This is a genomic window from Xenorhabdus aichiensis, from assembly GCF_028598775.1.
Lineage (GTDB): Bacteria > Pseudomonadota > Gammaproteobacteria > Enterobacterales > Enterobacteriaceae > Xenorhabdus > Xenorhabdus bovienii.
In genome coordinates, this window is record NZ_JAQRFO010000040.1 from 21,546 (window position 1) to 41,424 (window position 19,879).

Consider the following 19,879-nt stretch of genomic DNA (forward strand, 5'->3'; position numbering starts at 1 on the left):
TTTGCTGCTCCATCAATCCAATTCTTCCTTATAGCTATCTTGTTCCGGCAGAGTGAAGTCGTACCGTACCTTTCGTCCTTTCTCTTCATAATCAATTGCCAGCGACTGAGTGATATGCACCGCCAGCGGCGCACCGGGCGGCACATAAATGGCGTCAAAGGTCTGCCCGTAACGCTGCTTGACCCACTCAGTCATTTCATTCATGCCACCGGACAGGGCTTTGCCCAACGCAGCCTGTCCGGCATCGCCCGTCAGCAGGGATACCATGCCGCCGGCCCCGTTGCTTTGGGCGGTACGCTGGTTTTCATTCAGGCCTTCTCCCACAGCGCCGGCTGCAGAGAGGGCAAAAAGCGTCGGCAGGTAAGTTGCGGCATTGGATTTACGGCTGCCACTGATACAGGGAATGCCATTTTCGTCGGATATCCAGCCAATCCCGTTCGTGCTGCCATTTTTGTTTTGCCCCGCATGAGGTAAGGTACGCACGGTGCCGTCGTGAAAAACAAAGGTGATGGAACTGACCTGCCCACGCACACAGGAAAGTGTCCAGTCACCACTGGCGGTGCCGGAAACAATCGCCCCTTCAACCTCCGGCAGTTCAATGCCGTTAGCAGTCAGATTGTCTTTGCCGATTAACACTTTGAAGGGATAAGGATCGGTCACCGTGCCATTGACGGGCACCCGTCCCAGTAACGCGGTCATGGCCTGACTGCCGACCAGCGTGGCATTTTCCGGCAGGGTGTAGACGGATTTTTCTTCTGCTTCCTGCTTATAAGCCGAATTTTGGGCCTGATGATACGTGGTCTGCCCGCTCGCGGCCTCACTCAGAAAAGCGGTCGGGAATGACGCGCCCGTTTTGCCATTGGCAGGGTTCCGGGCATCAGCGGGCTTTTCATCGGCAGGGCTTACCCATATCAGCCCATCCTGCTCCCCGGTTATCTGCGGATGATAACGACTCCCCAGCCCCTCCAATCCTAGCCCCAGAGGGATATCATTGTCTCTGGCAGAAAGTGAAGATTGATTTAATCTCTCTGTCAGCGCATCAACCTGCCCCAGTAAGCCCTGCTGCTCATCCTGTAACCGGCGCTGGTGCTGTTCATCCTCTTTGCGGATAGCGGCAACCGCAGCCTCTAACTGACCGGACACATCCGTTTTTTGATGACGCAACTGGTCATTTTTTTTCAGAATGGCGGTGTTTTGCTGACTTAAGCGTGTCTGTTCTTCCCGCACTTTATTCAATGCGCCCACCAGGGTACGCAGGGTATCTTCCGGCGTATCACCGCCGACGCCCAGTGCCTGCAATTCATCGGGTGACAGGGTTGCCAGCGCATTGCCCTGCGCCGTTTTTGGCTGTCTTGCGTCCTCTTCTGAGCTGCAACTTTTGAGGCCGATAAATCCACCGAGGATCAGCACGCCGGGCACCAGTATTTTCACCAGCGCATTGGATTTAACCTGCATCGCGGCCTCCCTGCTTTATCGCCTTAACCGTCTGCTTTGTGGCTACCGGCTCTAGAACAAAAGCCTTATCCGGTCGTCCCGCCGTGATGATATACAGGAGGGTGGTATCTTCCGGCGTACCTGCTTCCCCCAGCCAACGATGCTGAAAAGTGGCTGTCACAAACTGACCTTGCAACTTCCGTGGATCGAGGGTGATTTTTCGCTTAGTGGTATTGCGCAGTTTCAGTGCCACGACAGTATGATTTTGTAGTTCCCATCCTACCATCGGAAAAACTTCAATGGGTTCTGATGGATAAAGTGTGGTAATCAATTCAGGTAAATGCAGATTCACTGGCTGGATACCCGTCACCGGCTCTACCGTGCGTAACGGGGCGTAGAGACGCTGGGCTGCATAGCGGGTTAACACAACGGGAATAGGTGCCATCAGTCTTGGCTTTGTCTGACGTGACGGTTCGACCTTTGATATGGTACTTTTTTCACCCTGATAAATAATGCGTACTGGCTCCGTTGGCCCCGTCTTTGCCGCTGTCACATCCAACAAGATAATTTCGCCGTTTTCGCTGTCCTGCAATTGCAGACGGGTTTGCGGGAACGCAGTATCGGCTTTGAGATAAATCGCACCACCTGCACTCTGCACCCGCAATTTATCGTTAAGTGACGAGGGAAAACCAACTCGCACATTTCTATCCGCAAAAATTATCCGTTCCTGACCGATTTTTAATGAAACAGATAAGGGTATGCGCGCCCATTTCATCAATTCATCCGCATTTGCGCCGGAAGTGAACAGTAAAATACCTGCCAGCCCCAGCAGAAAACGCATATAGAGAGATTTGTTCATCACTGAAACACGCCCTTTTTCTCTTCCAACGGTTGCGGCATGGCTTCCAGACGCTGAGGCACGCCGTCATAACAATCCAGCGCCAGCCCGAACGGGTTGCGTTCTGCATCCCCCTCCCAGCGCACCACTTTCAGCGGATAACGTACCAGTGCCCGTTTGACGGGTTCGGCGTGATAATACTCATCGGCCACCAAATCCAGACGCACCACCCAATGATCACGATCACGCACGGTCACGCTGCGCGTCTCGTAGCCCCGGCCGGGAATTTCATACACCACGCGCACCCTATCAAGCAGTTCGCCACTGTCGGCCCTTTTTTTGGCATCTTCCCGCAGAAAATCCTGACACGCGGGCGTGAGATAAGGCGATAAGGCATAAATTTTGGCGGAATAATCCTGCGCCCCGTTTTTCGGCCAGGCATTCAGTTGCTGGAAGAGATAAAAGGCAAAACTGTAGACACTGGGGGCAGGCACTTCCCACCACGCCCGTGTACTGCCTGTCCGCAAATCCGGCGGGTTATGGATGGTGAGATTGCGCGGTGAAGCCATCCAGCCTGTCAGGGTCAGCAGCAGTACCAGCACTAACGTGCCGCACACCATTCTCAGGGTCAGAATATGCTGGTCACGATTTTTCACCGCATGACGGAATCGGCTCATCATATTCCCCTGCTGACACTTCGGCTGCGACGTAAAGACCAGCCCTGAGCGTCAATAATCAGTGCAGGATCGCCGATCCCCAGCCGGCGTTTTTTCTCTTCCAGCCGCAACCAGAGATAATTCTCCGGCTTACCGCGTTTAAGCTGTACCAGCCAGCGCCCGCCAAAGCTAATCAATAGCAGAGGAGTGACCAACATTCCTGTCGGCAGGATGACCCAGCCTGCCAAGGGGATCAGCGGAATGCTCACGAGCAGCCCTAAAGCCAGTCCGGTCAGTGCCGCCAATCCCATTTCCGGTGTGGTGAATCCCCGGAACACCACGGGTTCAGCATTTAAGCGATCGGGTAAAAAACGGATCGTCTGCATGGCCGTCACCTTAAAAGATAATGCTCGCAGACTTCGCCAACAGCCAAATCACCGCGACCAGCAGAACAACGCCGACGACAATGATGGCACCAAACTGTGTCCAGCTGGATTTCCCATCCCGCACTTCAGAAAAGGTTTCTACTGCGGCGGCGGCAACTTTATAAAAGGCCACGGCAGAGAGAATTAAACCGCCAATGACAATGCCATCCTGTGCATATCCCTTAAGCTGTCCCAGTAATCCTGCACCACCGCTACTTTTGGGCGGTTCGATGGCAGGCAAATCCGCCCGGGCAGATCCACAGGAAAATCCGACCAGCAGGATGAACGTGCTTATCCGTGTCATCAGGTGGGTGCTGGCCCGATGGCAGACCGTAAAAATTTTCTTCATATCAGATTTATCCCTTTTTTATCGTGTTCTTTGCATTAACTGGCAAACATCCAGATAGCCACAACCAGCAAAACTGCCGTTCGAATGGTGAACTGGCTGATGGTCTGATTACGCACTTTTTCATTGGCCCAGCCGTTCCAGACATCCACGGCCGCCCATGCCGCCCATAAAAACAGGGTGGCTAAGAAAAATCCGACACACACCAGATACAGGAATGTGATCTCAAAGTGTCCCGATGCCATCTCGAAGGCATTCTTTTGTGCGTCTGTCATTGAGCGTGTTCCTGACGGTAATGACCGGATAGCAACCCTAAATCACGCGGCTGGGCACGGGAGGGGGTGAGATAGTCATCTATGCCGTCTTTGAGGGTGTTGAGATCGGTTTTGATGCGTAAATAATCAAAATAATAACGAGGGGGTTCTGAAGCTTCAGACTGACTTTCGGCGATATTTGCGCGTTCCAATGCCATTTGCACCTGGTCAATCAGATGCTTGGCACTGGCCAGTTCGTCTTTCTCGGCCGCCTGAGCCAGCGGCATACACAATACGGTCAGCCCCAGCAGACTGGCAGTACGGGACAGGGAAAAGCAACAGCGCATAAACACTCACCTTATGGGTTCCAAAATGCCGAGAATGCGGTGTTTTTAATATGAGGTCAGCAATAAACTCTTTATGCTTTGGTGAAAATTAGCTAAATAGTCTGACTAATTTATTTGGTTAACGATTTAATAATGAAGGAAGACACATGCTGCGGATTGATTTAAACGTCCCGGATGATGAACACGAGAAGGCGCGGAAGCTGGGCGCACACTGGGATGTCACCGCCAAAATCTGGTTTATTTACAATGATGTTGATCCGGCTCCGTTTATAAAATGGCTGCCGTTTTACAACGTCCATGCTCCCTTCTGGTATCTGGCACAAACCCGGACACCGTGCAGACACTGCCATGAACAGACCACGGTGACCGCCTTTATGCTGCCAGCCGGACACAAGATTCTGGAAGAAGATGAAGAAGACGGTGAAATCGACTACACCGAGCAGGAAAACCCCGCCTTTGTATTCTATATTGTGGATATTCCCACTCAGGTGCGCAACGCGCTGTCCTCCTTTAACCACGCTTTACGCAAAGAGGTCAGCCAACAAATACGTCGGCAACACTGGATAAATCACTGCGAAAAATGTGGTGCACAGCAGAATGATGCGGAGATGTTCTGTGAAATGGGCGGTGCGTTTTTTCCGGCCTCCTCGGAGGAAGCGGCCTCGATCCTGCTCCACCGTATCGATGAACCGTTTATAGGCTATTGTGAGGATGCTTCGCATCACTATCTACATATTGATCCGAAAAACAAGGCACTGGATGCATTTCAAGGTGCCTGTTATGCCAGTGATTGGTTCGAGCTTATGACGCAGGTTGTCAACACTCCATCCAGATATCTCCACTAATTCCGGGAGGCACAAGCAACGGTGCCTCTGATGACAGAGTTTGTATATGCAACCTGTTACAAACTGACGCGCCGCTATGCGGCTTGTCTGCTGACGATGGGATACAAAACAAAAAACTGTTTTGCATCCCATCGTGCAGCGGCAGTTTTATCCGGCTCTTTATGTGTACTTTCTAATGTAAGTATTAATTTCATCAGCAAAAGGAACAAATGTACAACCAACCAAATACTTATCTATTTGTTTACTATGAAATTCTTTGAATATACCTACAGCTCTAAGTGTAAAATCTCCTGTAATCTTATGCTCCATTATTTGAGCAATAACACTACCACTCATGCCTTCCAATGATGACATAGATTTAAAATAACTTTTCTCTTCAAATATTATGTTTCTATTTTTAACTTTAGAGTCATACCAAAAATATATATCTTCGTTTTCTTCATTATATTTGAAACTATGAAATGTAATATTATGAGGAGATAATCCTTTATTTTTATCGACATGAAGTTCATTTCTTGTAGAGGGATACCCCATTATTACAAAAGAAGAGGTTTTATTCATTAATGGTCTTTCATCAGAACTCAAAAAAAGCCAGCTTTTTTGAATAGCAGTCATTTCTTCAGAAAAAGGGATTATCGCATAGTCTTGCTCATCATTATATTCAACGTTTAATTTATGAAAAATATATTTTTCTCCATTAATAGAAAAAAAAGGCAATGAACTTTTGCGCAATTCATGTACTACATGTGCAGCTGTCACAATGCACGGATATTTTCCATCAAGCATATATAAAAAACCGGTACCAATAAGTAATGCGCTCTTCATGCTATGTTCTTTCTTAACAAAGAATGAAACAAGAGATTTTTGCCATTTTTTAAATAGCTGAGTAGTACCATTTTGCTCTATCCAAGAGGTAACGTGTTTAGTAACTGAATAATATGGATAAAAATCATAAGAGGAAATCAACATATAATAATCTTACCAGAAATAATCAAGCCATTTTCACATGAACTAATACTAGACAATCCATGGATATTTGTGAAAAATTATTACTGATTCGGTAATATGTGATTTGCATGCCATCGCCCCGCGCCAATTCCTCATATATATTTCTTAAACATAGATGCGGTTATCATAACCGTCATACCCAAGAATATCGCCGCAGGCAGCAGGATCAGCGTGGGATACACCGCCCCCGGCCACGACAAATACAGCACGCAAGGAATAGTGCAAGCCGGCTTAATCACTCGTTTCGCATGATGATAGACAAAACTGGATTCATACCCCGCCCCGTAACGCCGTAAGTCCCGGCGTCCCAGCCCGTCAACCAACGCCACCAGAATCACCATCACAAACAACGGCACGGATAACATCAGGATTGCCATCCGGATTAGCGTGACCATGGTCATAAACACCATTGCCAGCCAATAGTCCTGCAATATGTTCGATAACCAGAACAACCCGTCATTGAGTTCGCGAACAAAATCATTGCGGGCATGTAACTGATAATGCCGCTGTCCCTGAATCCAATCCATAAAACCACTGCCCATAAACAGCCACTGATAAGCCTGTGCCAATCCTGCTGAAACGGTCATTGATGGATCCGACAGCAACAAACCTTGGGTAAATTCCGTCGATAAATACCCCAGCTCTGTCTTCATCATGGTTTGGCTATGAGACGCCCCCAGTTCCGGCCAGAAAAATACCATACCGATAAATTCAATCAACAGGCTGAATAACCAGGACATCAAAATAAACCCGACTATTTTCCACGGCCATTCCCACAACACCAGATACAACAGGCCATGTTTGCGCGGGGGTTGGGAGGGTTGGCGGGAATGGTTTTCTGACTGTGCCATCGCGGAAATTACGCTTTCTTTTCCCACCAGGATTCACTGGTGCGATAGTGGTGCCGCATATGTTCGGCGATTTTCTGCAAATTTTCTGGCATCAGCGTATCGCCTGTTGGCAGCGGCATACGAATTTTCCACAACTGACCGCCCTCCAGTAACGCAAACGCCTGTCCTTTCGGTAAGTTGATCATTTCTGCGGGCGTAATCAGTGGCGTTTTTACCGTGCCGACCCTGTCCTGAGTTGAGGACGTAAAATCCTGTCCTTGCTCCACATCAGCGACATCCGAATGCCCGGATACCAGTGTTTTGCTGTAAATTTCCACTTCCGGCAACTGGCTGGTGAGTAACTCCGCCGTCCGGTTATCCCGTACACGCAGCATAATCAGGGTATTGAAGTTACCAATCACCTGCGCCGTCTTGGCCGGGCTGCCGATACGGGCTTCAATATCGGAGGAGGTTTGCGTATAAGCCGTCACCTGCATCCCTGCACCGCCGCCTTTATTGATCAGCGGGATAAACTCATCGCCCATCAGTTCGTTGAATTCGTCACAATGCAGGTTGATGGCCAGTTTGCCATCATGGCGCACCGGCAAGCCGGCATTCATACCATATTTATAGATATGCCCTGCCACACTGACCAAATCGGCGAACATACTGTTGCCCACCGCCGAGGCGACATCGCTGTCGGACAGCGCATCCAGCCCGATATAGACAATCCCGCGTTTACGGATCACCTGCTCCCAGTCAAAGATAGGCCGCAGGTCATGCATATTGAGATAATCAGGGGAGAGCAATTCCGCGATTTTGCCCGTGGTCAGCTTTTCCAACAGGGGCAGCAGCGAGGCAACAATTTTATCAAAATAGGTGCGGTCATAACGCACGGCAGAACGCAGTCCATCCAGAATGGGATCATAGAGTTGTTTACCCGTTTCAGAACTCAGGGTCATTTCCATCGCCCAGAGCCGGAGGGCATCGGGCTGCCCCTGCATATTACGCGGTACATCCTTTTCTTTCAGAGTACCGAGGCAATGACTGATTTGTGCTAACAACGCCGGCATCCTTTCTTCCATCACTTGGATGGCATACAACTGATACAGTTCGCTGATGTTATTGACATAACGGGTGATCAGTGTGTAATCAGGACGGTGTCCCAACGCCACCAACGCACGGGCGACAATATTGACAAACCGCCAGGCAAATTCACGGAACGCGGCACTGTTTCCTTCTCCGCTGAGTTGCCCTGCCAGACGGGAAGCGACTTCGGAAACCCGGCCAAACCGTCCGACGGCATTGTAGCGGGCGGAAATGTTTGTCCAGCCCAGATGAAATATCACCAGCTCGCCGCCCCGTCCGGCACGATGCGCCTCTGCCCAGATGCGTCTTAACAAATCGGCGTCGCCTTTGGGATCAAAAACGATGGTGACTTCTCCCCGCCGGATATCCTGTGTGATCAGCAGCTCTGCCAGACGAGTTTTGCCGACCCGCGTTGTGCCCATCACCAGCGTATGACCCACCCGTTCCCGGAGATCCATAAACACCTCCGTTTCCTGCGGTTCAATACCATGTATCATCGGATTACCGCCCACTGGCGGCAAAGGACGCACCGGATTTAAGGGCGAATCCTGACGCAGTAAATTTGATAACCTCGGATAACGGTATTCTGCTTTGCGTTCCAGTGTACGGGCAAACTGATACATTTTTGACGGCTGCACAAACCGCTCGATTTCCGGTCGGCGGGTATCTAACAAGCGTTGAGTGTGCTTCTGCTGCCAGCGAAATCCCCTGCCCAGAAACAAATGCTGATGACTGAGCGGAATTTGTTTTGTACTCATCTGATAACGGGGCAAGCGACGCAAATTCCGGCGATAGCGGATCACCTGAACGCCCTGCAGGGTACGTATGACCGCCAGCACCGCAAAACCACCTGCCATGACATAGCTGACCGAAGGGATTAACGCTACAGCCCACGGCGCTTTGACACAGACAAAAGCTGCCATGGCCGAAACCACGGCGGTATTCAATTCCACAGCGGGACGCAACAGGGCTTCAACAACATAACGCCGACTCAACGTGATACCTTCTGAGAGAGTCCGGTGTCGGTGATCAGCACGGGATAATGTTGCAGCTGCAAACGGCGGGCGAGTTCTGTCCCTGAAGCAGGCGATAACAGTAAATCCGGCGCTAATGCACGCAATGACTGTAATCCCGCCATATCATTGACATTGACGACCAATCCGACCGCATGATGCTGTGCCAACAGAGCGGCATTCTGGCTCAGCCACCGCCTTGAATCCGGATCATCACCAACAATAAACAACGCCCCGATGCCCGGCAGTTGCAGCGGCCTGCTGATAAGCTGCCCCGGTGTCAGCACTGGTGTCTTAACCGGCAACATCGCCGCTTCGCCGGCTATCTCCGGTGAAAAATGGTGTGCCGGAGGCAAAGGCGATTCATTTTGTTGCGCATTGATGCCTTCATAAAACGGTGAGGCATCTTTACCACCTAAATCGGCAATGACGTTCAGTTCGGCATGACCGACATTGATCCAAAACATCCCGATAACAGGCAGTATGTACCATCGCTTCATGAAAGCTCCTTTTGCGTCTTCCCGCTGATTGTCTGCAAACCTGCCAGGTGTTTTTTCACCCTTTCAACGTAGCGTGCAGCGGGCTTTCCGCCTGCCGGATGGTGATAGCATCCTGTCGCAGCCAGCCAGCTATCGGTACGCGCTCTGCATGTCTGTAAAATGCTCGCCGCGACATGCAGATTAATGTAGGGATCTAATGCTTCCCATGCAGACGTAAAATAGTGGCCGTTCCAGCCCAGATTGACTTGTGCAATGCCAATATCAATGCGTTTGAAGGGATGCGTTTTCAAAAAGTGTTGTAATGCCTGCCAGGCTTCCGGACGGGAAGCATAATGATACCCTTTGCCTGCGACATTCAGTGTCCACGGCCAGGGGCGTTGGCCGAACGGTAATGAGCGGGAGGATTCAGTCAAAGCCAGTGAATACAGGTAGTCAGGCGGAATGCCATACTGGCTGGCAACCTGCCGGTACCCTGTGGGGATCAGAGAATGGGCAGAGACCGGCAGGCTCATCACGGTCACACCGAAAATCAGCGTTATCATAATGACGTAACCTGCCACCCCTGCTCTCCTTGCCGCAATAACACGGGCATCACGCCATTGCCAAACCGGAGCCAGTGCCCGGCATCGTGATTGAGTGTGACCCGTCGGTTGCGCACCTGTTCAACCGGAATATGATGCCCCTTTGCCCACTGACGCAGCGTATTGTCATCGCCGCCACTGTCTACCAGATAGATATCGACGGGCTGATTGGTGGCCAGTACCGCAGCCAGACGGGGATCACACTGCGGACAGTTTTTTCCTCTGACAAATAACGCCAGACGTCCGTTTGTCTCTCCCCCTTTTTCCATATTGACGGGCAGTGTATCCGGGAACAACCGTTTCCACGCCGCATCCACTTCCCGCTGGAAACGCAGTTCTTTTTCTGTGCGGGCAAATTCCGCTTTAACCCACTGCTCGGCATAATGACGGCGTTTTGCCTCATTTTGGGCTTCAATGCCCAATGTAGTCAGCGGATCTAGCCCCGGCGACTGAATACCTCTTGGCCCATGCATCAGCTGCTGATAACGCTGATATTCCTCCATGCTCAATCCCCATTGCCCGGCCTGAGTCCAGAGAGACTGCGTCCGGCTTTCTGCCGTTTGACTGTCCGTTGCGGTGAGAGGTTCTGATGTTGCGGCCTGTCCGGCAAAGCTCAACATGACTAAGGTTAATATGCTGAAGGTTTTCAATGGCATCACGCCCCTCACTGCACTTTCAGAATGTGTCGTTGACCTTTGACCTGAAACTGAGCCTGCCCGATGCCCATGCGTGTTAATGTCCAGCCAGAAATTGTTTCTCCTTCACCGACTAACCGGATTTGGGACAGTTGGCTGAAATCGCGCGGTGCAATAGCAGCAAAAGAGGTGGTTCCCCTTTTCTCAATGCCTGTCAGGACAAAAGGCGCTTGAATGGATTGACGGTTTTTTGGGGTCATCGTGGGATTTTGGGTCTTTGGGGGCGTTAATGTATCTTTTTCGACAATGGGCATCGGTGCTTTAGCCTTGTCCTGCTGTAATTGTTGTAACTGTTCGCTGAGTGCTGTGATGCGCGCTTCCTGCCCTTTTAGGACAGCCTCCATGGCATTAAGCTGCTGCTTTAATGCATCGCTTTCCGGGAACGTGGTTGGCAGGACTGATAACGCCTGCTTCAACTGCGTAATCTGCTCCTCATTGCCTGCGTTCCGCTCTTTCAGTGCCTGCTGTAAACGCCCGATATCATCCAGATGTGCCCAGTTATTTTGCTGCTGTTCCAGAATGACCAGGCGCTTATCTGCCTCCGTCATCATCATTGCCCCGCATCCGATAGCGCCGGCCAACACACTCAGGGTAGAGAATAAAATGAAGCCATTCATCCATCTGCGCTGACGGAATGGTTTTTCGGGTAATGACTGCGCCTGTTCACTCATCATTTAATTCCCTTTCCTGTGGCGTCGTTTGTCTGGATCCGGTAGCTGATAGCCTTCCCGCAAGTGGTGACAAACAACGCGCTGCACCTCATCCACGTCCAATTGCCATGCCGGCCCGGCCATTAGCTGTAAAGCAGAGCTCAACCGGACGGGGCCCAGATGATATTGCACAGCGGGTAATGACTGGCGATACAGGATGTCATCCGCCTGTTCAGCGGCACATAACGTATAGCCCGACTGGCGCAGGACATAACGCATGGCATCCGCCACCGTCGGTTTCAGGGAGACAGGTATATGGATATCAATCAGTTGGGAGAGTGGGTCACGCTGCACCGCAGTAGGATCTGTGCTGACCAACAGATAACGACCATAGCGGACGACTTCCGGCGCTTGCCCATACACATCAGGCAGCACAGGCTGAATATTTCGGGTGAGCGTGACAGAAGGCGTACTTTCAATTGAACGCTGAGAGGGAAATTGCTGCTTGGCAGGAGACGTACATCCCGCCAGTATTACCGCGACCAAACCCATTAACGCATTTCTTGTATTACTACCGCTTTTCATCCCAGATAGGTTCCCGCTCAGTCATCACATAACGATGACTATGCAGGGAACCCTGTGGTTTATTCAATGAACAACTCAACTGTGTTTGCTGAAAATAAAAATACGATTCGAAATAGGCAATAACTTATAAAACCTGAACAGACATGATTGTATTTTGTGTCATGGTTTATAATGGAGAATTATTCAGCAACCGAATTGCGTAGTTTTCTCTGAAGCAAATTGCCCTTGTGATCAAAATAACGGCTTGGCCAGATTTCAGAGGGCGCAATATCCAAACGGCTTGCAATGATATATTCGCCTTTCGGCCACGGGCGGGACAGTGTATTTGCCAGTGTTGATGAGCTTAAACCCGATTCGCGGGATAATGCAGCGAGTGTGGTACCACGTTTACGTAATGCAGCAATAATATCGGCTGGGTGCCAGTCTTGTTGAGTGTGAGTCATGCCTGCTTCCCCTTCTTTTGATTATTGATGGTGGCGATTCAAACAGGGTTTGCAGACCGGGATCAACTTCCGGCGAGGTGTTAACCTCCCCTGCCTGAACCGCCATTGAAAGGGCGATAACAGGCACACTGGTAGAAAAATCCTACCAGTGGTTGATCTCAAGGCTGCAAAACCTCGACTATCGGATGTGCCGATAGCTTTTTTACTTTAACGGATTGTGTTATCTAATTCAATAATCGAATGTGTAAGTTTAACAAGTAAATTAGGTGATTAAGGCAATTATCTTAGTCTATTGTGCTGCCATGTCAGTAAAGTACCACTAATTACTCTGTCCTGATAATTTCAAATAACGAACAGAAAAATAAATATCTATCAATAATCGCTGACATACTGTAAATCAGGATCAAAAAAGGCTCCTTTCGGAGCCTTTTTTGAAAAATATTCTTCACACTCCGACCATCACAATGAGTAGGGGCGGGTGCTTACACAAGTAGAGTTTCCTCTGGCCACAGATTATATATCACTCAGTAAAATACGTCAATGTGTGTTGCTTGCACCGTGTATATCTAAATAAAACAACGGTATACTACGCCAAATTCACAAAGGACGTAGTAACACAATGACTATTGAAGCAATTACTAAATCGCTATCCGCTTCTAGATTTGCCACCTATCAGTCTCCTATCCTTGGTGGAACATCTTCTGAGCAATGTCTGGGCATTTATCTGTGGAACAAACAGCTGGCCAGTGTTTTCTTACCTGCGTTGCAGGTCATTGAGATTTCATTACGTAACGCCATCCATCAATCTTATATCCAATATGAAGAAAAACGTATTGAGAACAAATTCGCCAGCCATGTTTGGGAAGAAAAGAAATCCAAAATAGATCGTAGTTGGTTCGTTACGACGTTCACACAACAGAATAACCCTGGCGCTTATAAAGGCATTCAAGCAGCGGTAAAGCAATTAGATAAAGAAAAAAAACCACACACACCTGAAAATATTATCGCCAAACTGACATTTGGTTTTTGGGTATCTATGGTAAGAAATGAATTTGACGTTCAGAAAAACGCTTACTTAGTTCTTTGGCCATATTTAAGAGGTTTAGTTTTTCCTAATGCATTGAATACACAAACAGGCCGTCCATTATCAATTAACAGCATTGGCAATGAGCTAAAGGAAATTAATAAAATTCGCAACCGGCTTTCTCATCATGAGCCACTATGGCGTGATCAAAAAGCGTATCAGGTTGAGGATATCATCAACAAAGTTATTGAGCACTATGAACGCTGTTTGAAGGTTATTTATTGGATCAATCCTTCAAATCTGAAGCTGTTGGATATCATTGAAAACAATCAGAAAATGGCAGAATTATGCAGTACCCATACACTCTGGAAAAATAAACAACTTCCCGTCGGTATACCATCACTACCAATCAATAAAGAGTGGGGAAAAACAGCCCTTTTAGACTCTTCTCATATTGGAGAAATTATTCATGTCGCTGACAATCACATCTTAATAAAAAGCAAAAAAGATAGAGTCATATTTTTTGGAAAAAAAGAAGAGCTTCAAAGTGGGATTGATACATACCAACAACATGATTTAGTGAAATATTATCCTGAATCAAGTACTGCACGTTATCCCAATGCAAAAAAGATCATCAAGGTGTAAATCATAACGCCAAAGTTGCCGATTTTGTGGAGATATGAATTAAAATTATCAGACCTTACATGTGATAAATGAACCATAACACAAAATCGGTTTTCTTCTCGATTAAAATGTATAAACCAATTCTCGTTATAGTAATAGAGAAAAACATTCATATATCACATACCAAACTCTAATTTGTGATTTAGTTTAAAAAAACGAGAAAAAAATAAAATATTAATAGATAAAATTCACCTTCCATAGATGTTTTAGCATAACCTTTAATGGTTATCATATCTAAAAGGAAAACATGTTATGTCATTGGTAGATGAAACAAAAGATTTTTTGAAAAACCTCAATGAGGGGGATGCGCCCTTTATATTTTTTTATTGCCCTGATTTTATTTGTAAAAAATAAAAAATTAAGAGAGATACTATTAGCATTTAAAGATCAGGGATTGAATAAATTCAAGAAATATGGTGATAATTATCTTTCTCGTATTAAGGAAGGAAATACCATAGAATCACTATTCATAGAAAGGAAAACAAAAGATATTTTACTATTAAAAATAACAGGAGTAAGAGATCATGTTAGCCGAAAGATTTATATGTTTTTATTAGCCGAACCATACAGATGCGATATCCTTGAAGATCAGTTGAAAGAAATAGTGAAATACACTCACCTTGAAAATAAAAAAATAATCGTTGATTTTAAAAAGTACTCAAAGGATAGAAAAAAACGCCTTTCATTATCAATGATATCATTGGTGCTTATGCTGATTTCTATTTTCGTTTTTATTTCTTATACACCTTCAGAATTCAAATTAAGTACCATTTATTGTTTTATGATAATTACAGAGCTTTCTTGGTTATGGTTTTATTATAAATTACCTAACAAAAAGAAAATGAAAGAATACGCTGATAAATTAAGGCGAATAGACGCCAGTGGATTCAAATAAAGATCTATAAAAAAATAAATTATTTTCCCAATAATGAAAATAAGCCCTGTTGTAACAGGGCAATGTGTTGATGATAAAAAACGTCAAAATGGGATCTCATCATTCCAATCTACCTCCTCCTCTTCCGGTAAAGTCGAAACCGGTACCGTTCGAGAGGCTTTTTTTGCCTGATTAACGGGTTGAGAAGGTTGTTGCTGTGACGGTTTGCGTCCAACCTGATGAGCAGTCGCACTCTTCGAATCACCACGACTCCCCAACATCTGCATCGTGCCGTTTACATTCACTACCACTTCGGTAGAGTAGCGATCCTGCCCCTGGTCGTCCTGCCATTTGCGCGTTTGCAACTGACCTTCAATGTAAACCTGAGCACCTTTCAGCAGATACTCCGCGGCAATTTCCGCTAACTTGCCGAATATCACCACCCGGTGCCATTCGGTTTTTTCCCGCATTTCGCCTGTTTGTTTATCCCGCCAGTTTTCAGCGGTAGCCAGTGAAAGCGTTGCCACTGTACCGCCAGTGGGCAGATAACGGATGTCCGGATCCTGCCCCAGATAGCCGACTAAAATGACTTTGTTGATACCCCGTGAAGACATAGTATTTCCTCCCTGTTATGAAGATTGACGTTGCGTCCACTGCCCTTGTTTCAGCGCAAACTCTGCCTGCTCACGGCGGGCAAAATATTCCACTGACTCACGGGAACACGGCACGCCGTCATCGGTCGTGCCGATATAAAATCCTGCACGGGTCTGTAAAACGGTTAACGGTAATTGTTTATGACAATATTGCAGTGCCAGAAAACCAATCGATGCAAAACGCATGGCATTATCCTGTTGTAATCATAAAGATACCTGCCCTGAATACGGTGATTCAGGACAGGCCGGATTGACAAATAATGAATATCAGAAAGAGTTTTCTACATATTCCTGTTGCGTGACGCCATTCTGAGGCGGCAGTGAGTCAGACTGTTCGGCCTGATATACTTTTTCCTGACCGATTTTGATCCAGTCGACTTTAATCAGACGGGCTTTCAGGCTAACACGCTGCTCTCCGGCATGGTCACCGCGTTTCAGGGTAAAAATATCGGTTGAGGGATTGCTTAAGGTAAAACCCAACAACACTTTCTTATCCTCATCAACCGCTTTCTGGCAACGACTGACCAGACTTGTCGCCTCTTTACCGACAACGGTAATATCAAAACGCACATACACTGGGTTATCACCCGGCCCGTTCAGTGCATTAATCACACAGCTCAGGAACGTACCGTTGGAGGTGCTGACATGGCGAATATTATTCAAATAGCCCAGTCCTTTGATGTTCAGATTGAAATAGTCGTTTTTGGTCAATGGCGTTGTATTCTCAGACATGCTGTTTTCTCCATGGAGGTAAAATAAGATATGACGGAGAAAAGCCATGCCCTGACGGGAGTGGTTTTCCCGCCGGGAGCCAGAAATGCGCATTTCTGACTATCTGATAATTAAGTGATAAAGAACCTTTATTGCCGGGCAATAGTTGCTTTTGATCCCGCAATATCTGCTTCCAAAGGTGTGCAGATGTACCGCATGATGCTCTCCCTTGCAGGCTACAGGAGTTTTACAGCCACCCGCAGGCGATCTTTACAGGCTGACAGATCATCTAAGTAAACAGGTTGATTTTTAAAGCATCGTACAGGGCAGTCAATCAACAATAGGATCCTCATCTCTGCTGATTTTCCCGCCTGACTTTTCGTGATTGCGTCACAGCTTTGGCATTCAGCATTCCCTTACAGGCCAGGTAGTTTACACAGCCCCAAAACGGGGATTTTTTTCCCTGCCGTTTTTGAGTCATACCGCCGCAGACCGGGCATTCCGGTGTTGCCGGTAATGTGAACTGAATCGGTTGTGTCTTACCCTTCTCCACTAAATGCTGAAGCCATTGCACCTGTTTTTGCATAAAAACAGCCAACGACGCGTTGCCCTGAGCGATATCATCGAGGGACTGTTCCCATAATGCCGTCATGCCCGGATTAGTCAGCACATCAGGTAACCTGGCAATGAGTTCCTGCGCCAGAGGAGTTGAGTGAATAGTTTTCTTTTTCCGCTCAATCAGATGACGTTTAAACAAGGTCTCCAATATGTTGGCACGGGTGGCTTCCGTACCCAGTCCGGCATGCTCACGCAGTACTTTCTTTAATTGCGGATCACTGACAAAACCGGCCGCATTTTTCATGGCCGCAATCAGGGTGCCTTCGGTAAAAGGCGCAGGCGGTTTGGTTTGCCGTGACTGTATGTCGCCCCCGGTAACACGACAGACCTCATTCTGACTGAGTTCCGGCAGCGGACAATGCTCTTCCTGCTCATCCTCAGTCTTCTCATGCGTAAACAACGCCTTCCAGCCCGTGATAACGTTGACCCACCCTTTCGCCCGGAATAGCTGACCACCGATATTCAGCGTCACCTCAGTCACATCTGATTCCTGTACCGGCAGAAATTGCGCCAGATAATACTGGCGGATAAGCTGATAAATCGTTAACTCATCCGCCGATAATTTGGTGATATCAAAGGGATGGCGCGTGGGAATAATGGCATGGTGTGCCGTGATTTTTCTGTCATTCCAGACACGGGAAACCCCGTGCTTATCCAATTGGCTGATAATCGCAGCCATGGCGGGATCAGTTCGCGCCAATGCTGTGAAAACAGCGGGAATGTCTTCCTGCATGGAGATGGGCAAATAACCGCAATCGGTGCGGGGATAGGTGGTCGCTTTATGGGTTTCATACAGGGACTGGGCAATTGCCAGCACCTGACCGGCGCCCATTCCCCACTGACGGGAAGCCACCTGCTGAAGTGTACCCAAATCAAAACACAGCGGCGGCGGCGTTTTCTCCCGTTTTTTGCTGACGTCAATAACCGTGGCCTGTTCTGTCTGTTGACAATGTTGCTGCACGGCCTGAGCCATCGCCTCCCGGATGCAGCGTTTTTCTTCATCACAGTAATCCGCCGCCGGCAGCCATTTGGCGCGAAAGCGCACGTTCTCTTTTTCCAGTTCTGCAATCAGTTGCCAGTACGGTTTTGGCACAAAATGAGCAATGTCCTTATCCCGCTCAACGACCAACGCCAGTGTCGGTGTCTGTACCCGCCCGATGGACAGCACCTCACCAAAACCCTGTGCCTGCGCTTTCAGGGTATACAGACGGGTCAGATTGATACCCATTAACCAGTCCGCCCGTGCCCTGCCCAATCCCGCCTGATATAACGGCACGGTTTGCTCCCCCGGTAAAATCGCCGCTAACGCCTGCCGGATACTCGTTTCATCCAGCGCTGAAAGCCAGAGCCGCCTGACCGTGCCGGTGAAGTGGCAATAATCCAGCAATTCTCTCGCAATGACTTCCCCTTCGCGATCAGCCTCAGTGGCGATAATCACTTCATCCGCCTGTTTCAACAGTTGTTTAATGACCGCGAATTGATCCGCCGTGTCTTTTTTAATTTCCCATTGCCATTGCGCAGGCAGTACCGGCAAAACACCCATTCGCCATGGCGGGCCAAATTGCTCGCCATAATGCTCCGGACCCGCCATCTCCAATAAATGTCCGATAGCCCAGGTCACCGTAATACCCGCACCAAAGAGAAAACCCTGTCCACGCTGCTTAACGCCTAAAACTTTGGCAATGTCTTTGGCCTGAGACGGTTTTTCACACAGATAAAGTTGCATATCGTCTCCTCCCTCAATCCTGCTCAACCGAACGCAGAGGAGGCGAAAAAACAGAACGCAACCTGCCTGACAGAATATCGGGATTGGGTTCACCCAACAGTTTAATGGCCTCAAGTCCTGTCGGTGTTTTTTCCTGAATATCACGGCGGGTGACAGCCAATGAGCGGTAAGAGCGTACAATCCCATAAACCTGACGGATAGCATGGCTGCCATTGTGTAGCGACGCATCACGTTCCGAACGTGAAATCAGCCCGTAATGAAAAGCCTGAAAAGTTTTCATGGCTAACTGGTCATAGCCGACCAGCAACCAGACACAGCGATAGCCTAATGGTGAATGACTGTAAACACCGATATTCAGCGGCTCGACGGAGGACACCGACGATAAGGTAACGTGTTCCGGCAGGGAGGTCAGAGTATCCTGCAAGGTGATGATGCTCTGCTGGAGATTGGCAGAGGCGGCATCCAGCGTCTGTTCCAGTTTAACCAGCCAGACATCGGCGTAGGGATTATCGGCTGCCGAGTCCGCACTGATAGTACCTGCGCGTTTGATGACCTGCGGCATACCGAGAATATCTGAAAATTTACGGGAATTCGTCATCTCTTCCCTTCTGCGCCCTTCCCAGAGCCGGATCGCGTAGTGAGTATGCAGCTCAATATTCAAAGAAGATTTTAATACGCCGGCACGCAAACGCGGCGGCGGTGCCGTTTTTTTGCCAATATCAGACATAAAGATCATCTCCTGTTCAGCCAGTTTATGTCTGCGGGACTATCAGGGGAAAGGCATTCGGAACTCAATCAATAACCAGTTATGGGAAGGTGTAAAAACCTTTGATTTTATTTCCCTGTCAGGACGATGATTTATTTAAACGCCATTGGTCGTGTTACTGTATACTTTTTAATCTTTGTTGGAGACGCCAACACGGTATGATTTTCAACCATCACTGTTACAAACAAAGATGGCTGTTTTTTATACCGTGTTGGAGCCTCCAACACGGTACGAATTTCACTCACATCCACCTCAGTTGTATTTCGCCAGATTCAGCCGCTGGC

General features: G+C 48.2%; 24 protein-coding genes. 3 read left to right on the forward strand and 21 right to left on the reverse strand.

Translation table 11 applies throughout. The annotated features are described in order from the left end of the window. Positions 1-12 precede the first annotated feature (12 nt). The 7 genes from PSI22_RS15890 to PSI22_RS15920 form a co-directional block, all read right to left on the reverse strand. Positions 13-1,455: a TIGR03752 family integrating conjugative element protein gene (locus PSI22_RS15890; protein ID WP_273580597.1), complete on the reverse strand. Its 1,443-nt coding sequence runs from the start codon at positions 1,453-1,455 to the stop codon at positions 13-15. Then, positions 1,445-2,275 (reverse strand): TIGR03749 family integrating conjugative element protein, encoded by an 831-nt coding sequence (locus PSI22_RS15895; protein ID WP_273580616.1) that lies wholly within the window; start codon positions 2,273-2,275, stop codon positions 1,445-1,447. The genes PSI22_RS15890 and PSI22_RS15895 overlap by 11 nt, the downstream gene beginning before the upstream one ends. Before the next feature lie 17 nt (positions 2,276-2,292). Continuing rightward, positions 2,293-2,949, reverse strand: coding sequence for a PFL_4703 family integrating conjugative element protein (locus PSI22_RS15900; protein WP_273580598.1), 657 nt, complete (start codon positions 2,947-2,949; stop codon positions 2,293-2,295). Further along, entirely contained in the window at positions 2,949-3,314 is a 366-nt protein-coding gene (locus PSI22_RS15905; RefSeq protein WP_046336267.1) for a TIGR03750 family conjugal transfer protein, read from the reverse strand. Before PSI22_RS15905 ends, PSI22_RS15900 begins: the two co-directional genes overlap by 1 nt. Positions 3,315-3,324: 10 nt before the next feature. After that, positions 3,325-3,657: a TIGR03745 family integrating conjugative element membrane protein gene (locus PSI22_RS15910; protein ID WP_273580617.1), complete on the reverse strand. Its 333-nt coding sequence runs from the start codon at positions 3,655-3,657 to the stop codon at positions 3,325-3,327. Between the two features lie 80 nt (positions 3,658-3,737). Further along, entirely contained in the window at positions 3,738-3,974 is a 237-nt protein-coding gene (locus PSI22_RS15915) for a TIGR03758 family integrating conjugative element protein (protein ID WP_273580600.1), read from the reverse strand. Next, positions 3,971-4,300 (reverse strand): integrative conjugative element protein, RAQPRD family, encoded by a 330-nt coding sequence (locus tag PSI22_RS15920; protein WP_046336270.1) that lies wholly within the window; start codon positions 4,298-4,300, stop codon positions 3,971-3,973. Before PSI22_RS15920 ends, PSI22_RS15915 begins: the two co-directional genes overlap by 4 nt. Before the next feature lie 146 nt (positions 4,301-4,446). Here PSI22_RS15920 and PSI22_RS15925 point away from each other — a divergent pair, with 146 nt between their 5' ends. Next, complete coding sequence (locus PSI22_RS15925; protein ID WP_273580601.1) at positions 4,447-5,145, forward strand: DUF5710 domain-containing protein; 699 nt, start codon at positions 4,447-4,449, stop codon at positions 5,143-5,145. 159 nt (positions 5,146-5,304) lie between these two features. Here the strand turns inward: PSI22_RS15925 and PSI22_RS15930 are convergent, their stop codons facing one another. The 9 genes from PSI22_RS15930 to PSI22_RS15970 form a co-directional block, all read right to left on the reverse strand. Further along, positions 5,305-6,114 carry a S1 family peptidase gene (locus PSI22_RS15930; protein ID WP_273580602.1) on the reverse strand — a complete coding sequence of 270 codons (810 nt, stop codon included), beginning with the start codon at positions 6,112-6,114 and terminating at the stop codon, positions 5,305-5,307. A 131-nt stretch (positions 6,115-6,245) separates the two neighbouring features. Continuing rightward, complete coding sequence (locus PSI22_RS15935) at positions 6,246-7,004, reverse strand: TIGR03747 family integrating conjugative element membrane protein (protein ID WP_273580618.1); 759 nt, start codon at positions 7,002-7,004, stop codon at positions 6,246-6,248. An 8-nt stretch (positions 7,005-7,012) separates the two neighbouring features. Beyond that, a complete protein-coding gene (gene traD, locus PSI22_RS15940) occupies positions 7,013-9,067 on the reverse strand; it encodes a type IV conjugative transfer system coupling protein TraD (protein WP_273580603.1) in 2,055 nt (684 codons plus the stop codon). Next, positions 9,064-9,585 carry an integrating conjugative element protein gene (locus tag PSI22_RS15945; protein ID WP_273580604.1) on the reverse strand — a complete coding sequence of 174 codons (522 nt, stop codon included), beginning with the start codon at positions 9,583-9,585 and terminating at the stop codon, positions 9,064-9,066. Before PSI22_RS15945 ends, traD begins: the two co-directional genes overlap by 4 nt. Beyond that, positions 9,582-10,127: a lysozyme family protein gene (locus PSI22_RS15950; RefSeq protein WP_273580619.1), complete on the reverse strand. Its 546-nt coding sequence runs from the start codon at positions 10,125-10,127 to the stop codon at positions 9,582-9,584. The genes PSI22_RS15945 and PSI22_RS15950 overlap by 4 nt, the downstream gene beginning before the upstream one ends. Then, positions 10,124-10,822, reverse strand: coding sequence for a TIGR03759 family integrating conjugative element protein (locus PSI22_RS15955; RefSeq protein WP_273580606.1), 699 nt, complete (start codon positions 10,820-10,822; stop codon positions 10,124-10,126). The genes PSI22_RS15950 and PSI22_RS15955 overlap by 4 nt, the downstream gene beginning before the upstream one ends. An 8-nt stretch (positions 10,823-10,830) precedes the next feature. Continuing rightward, positions 10,831-11,535, reverse strand: a complete 705-nt coding sequence (locus tag PSI22_RS15960; RefSeq protein WP_273580607.1) for a hypothetical protein — start codon at positions 11,533-11,535, stop codon at positions 10,831-10,833. Then, entirely contained in the window at positions 11,536-12,096 is a 561-nt protein-coding gene (gene pilL2 / locus PSI22_RS15965; protein ID WP_273580608.1) for a PFGI-1 class ICE element type IV pilus protein PilL2, read from the reverse strand. Positions 12,097-12,275: 179 nt separating this feature from the next. Then, complete coding sequence (locus PSI22_RS15970) at positions 12,276-12,539, reverse strand: helix-turn-helix domain-containing protein (protein ID WP_273580609.1); 264 nt, start codon at positions 12,537-12,539, stop codon at positions 12,276-12,278. A 619-nt stretch (positions 12,540-13,158) separates the two neighbouring features. Between PSI22_RS15970 and PSI22_RS15975 the strand changes: the two genes are divergently transcribed. Beyond that, a complete protein-coding gene (locus tag PSI22_RS15975) occupies positions 13,159-14,208 on the forward strand; it encodes an Abi family protein (protein ID WP_273580610.1) in 1,050 nt (349 codons plus the stop codon). A 343-nt stretch (positions 14,209-14,551) separates the two neighbouring features. Next, positions 14,552-15,142 (forward strand): hypothetical protein, encoded by a 591-nt coding sequence (locus tag PSI22_RS15980; RefSeq protein ID WP_273580611.1) that lies wholly within the window; start codon positions 14,552-14,554, stop codon positions 15,140-15,142. Positions 15,143-15,225: 83 nt separating this feature from the next. Here the strand turns inward: PSI22_RS15980 and ssb are convergent, their stop codons facing one another. The 5 genes from ssb to PSI22_RS16005 form a co-directional block, all read right to left on the reverse strand. Continuing rightward, a complete protein-coding gene (gene ssb / locus PSI22_RS15985) occupies positions 15,226-15,735 on the reverse strand; it encodes a single-stranded DNA-binding protein (RefSeq protein WP_273580612.1) in 510 nt (169 codons plus the stop codon). A gap of 15 nt (positions 15,736-15,750) precedes the next feature. Further along, on the reverse strand, positions 15,751-15,960 hold the full coding sequence (locus PSI22_RS15990; RefSeq protein ID WP_238127230.1) for a hypothetical protein: 210 nt from the start codon (positions 15,958-15,960) through the stop codon (positions 15,751-15,753). A gap of 81 nt (positions 15,961-16,041) precedes the next feature. Further along, positions 16,042-16,506 (reverse strand): STY4534 family ICE replication protein, encoded by a 465-nt coding sequence (locus tag PSI22_RS15995; protein ID WP_238127229.1) that lies wholly within the window; start codon positions 16,504-16,506, stop codon positions 16,042-16,044. A gap of 328 nt (positions 16,507-16,834) precedes the next feature. Next, positions 16,835-18,829: a DNA topoisomerase III gene (locus PSI22_RS16000; RefSeq protein WP_273580613.1), complete on the reverse strand. Its 1,995-nt coding sequence runs from the start codon at positions 18,827-18,829 to the stop codon at positions 16,835-16,837. A gap of 13 nt (positions 18,830-18,842) precedes the next feature. Further along, positions 18,843-19,556 carry a PFL_4669 family integrating conjugative element protein gene (locus PSI22_RS16005; RefSeq protein WP_273580614.1) on the reverse strand — a complete coding sequence of 238 codons (714 nt, stop codon included), beginning with the start codon at positions 19,554-19,556 and terminating at the stop codon, positions 18,843-18,845. Positions 19,557-19,879 lie beyond the last annotated feature (323 nt).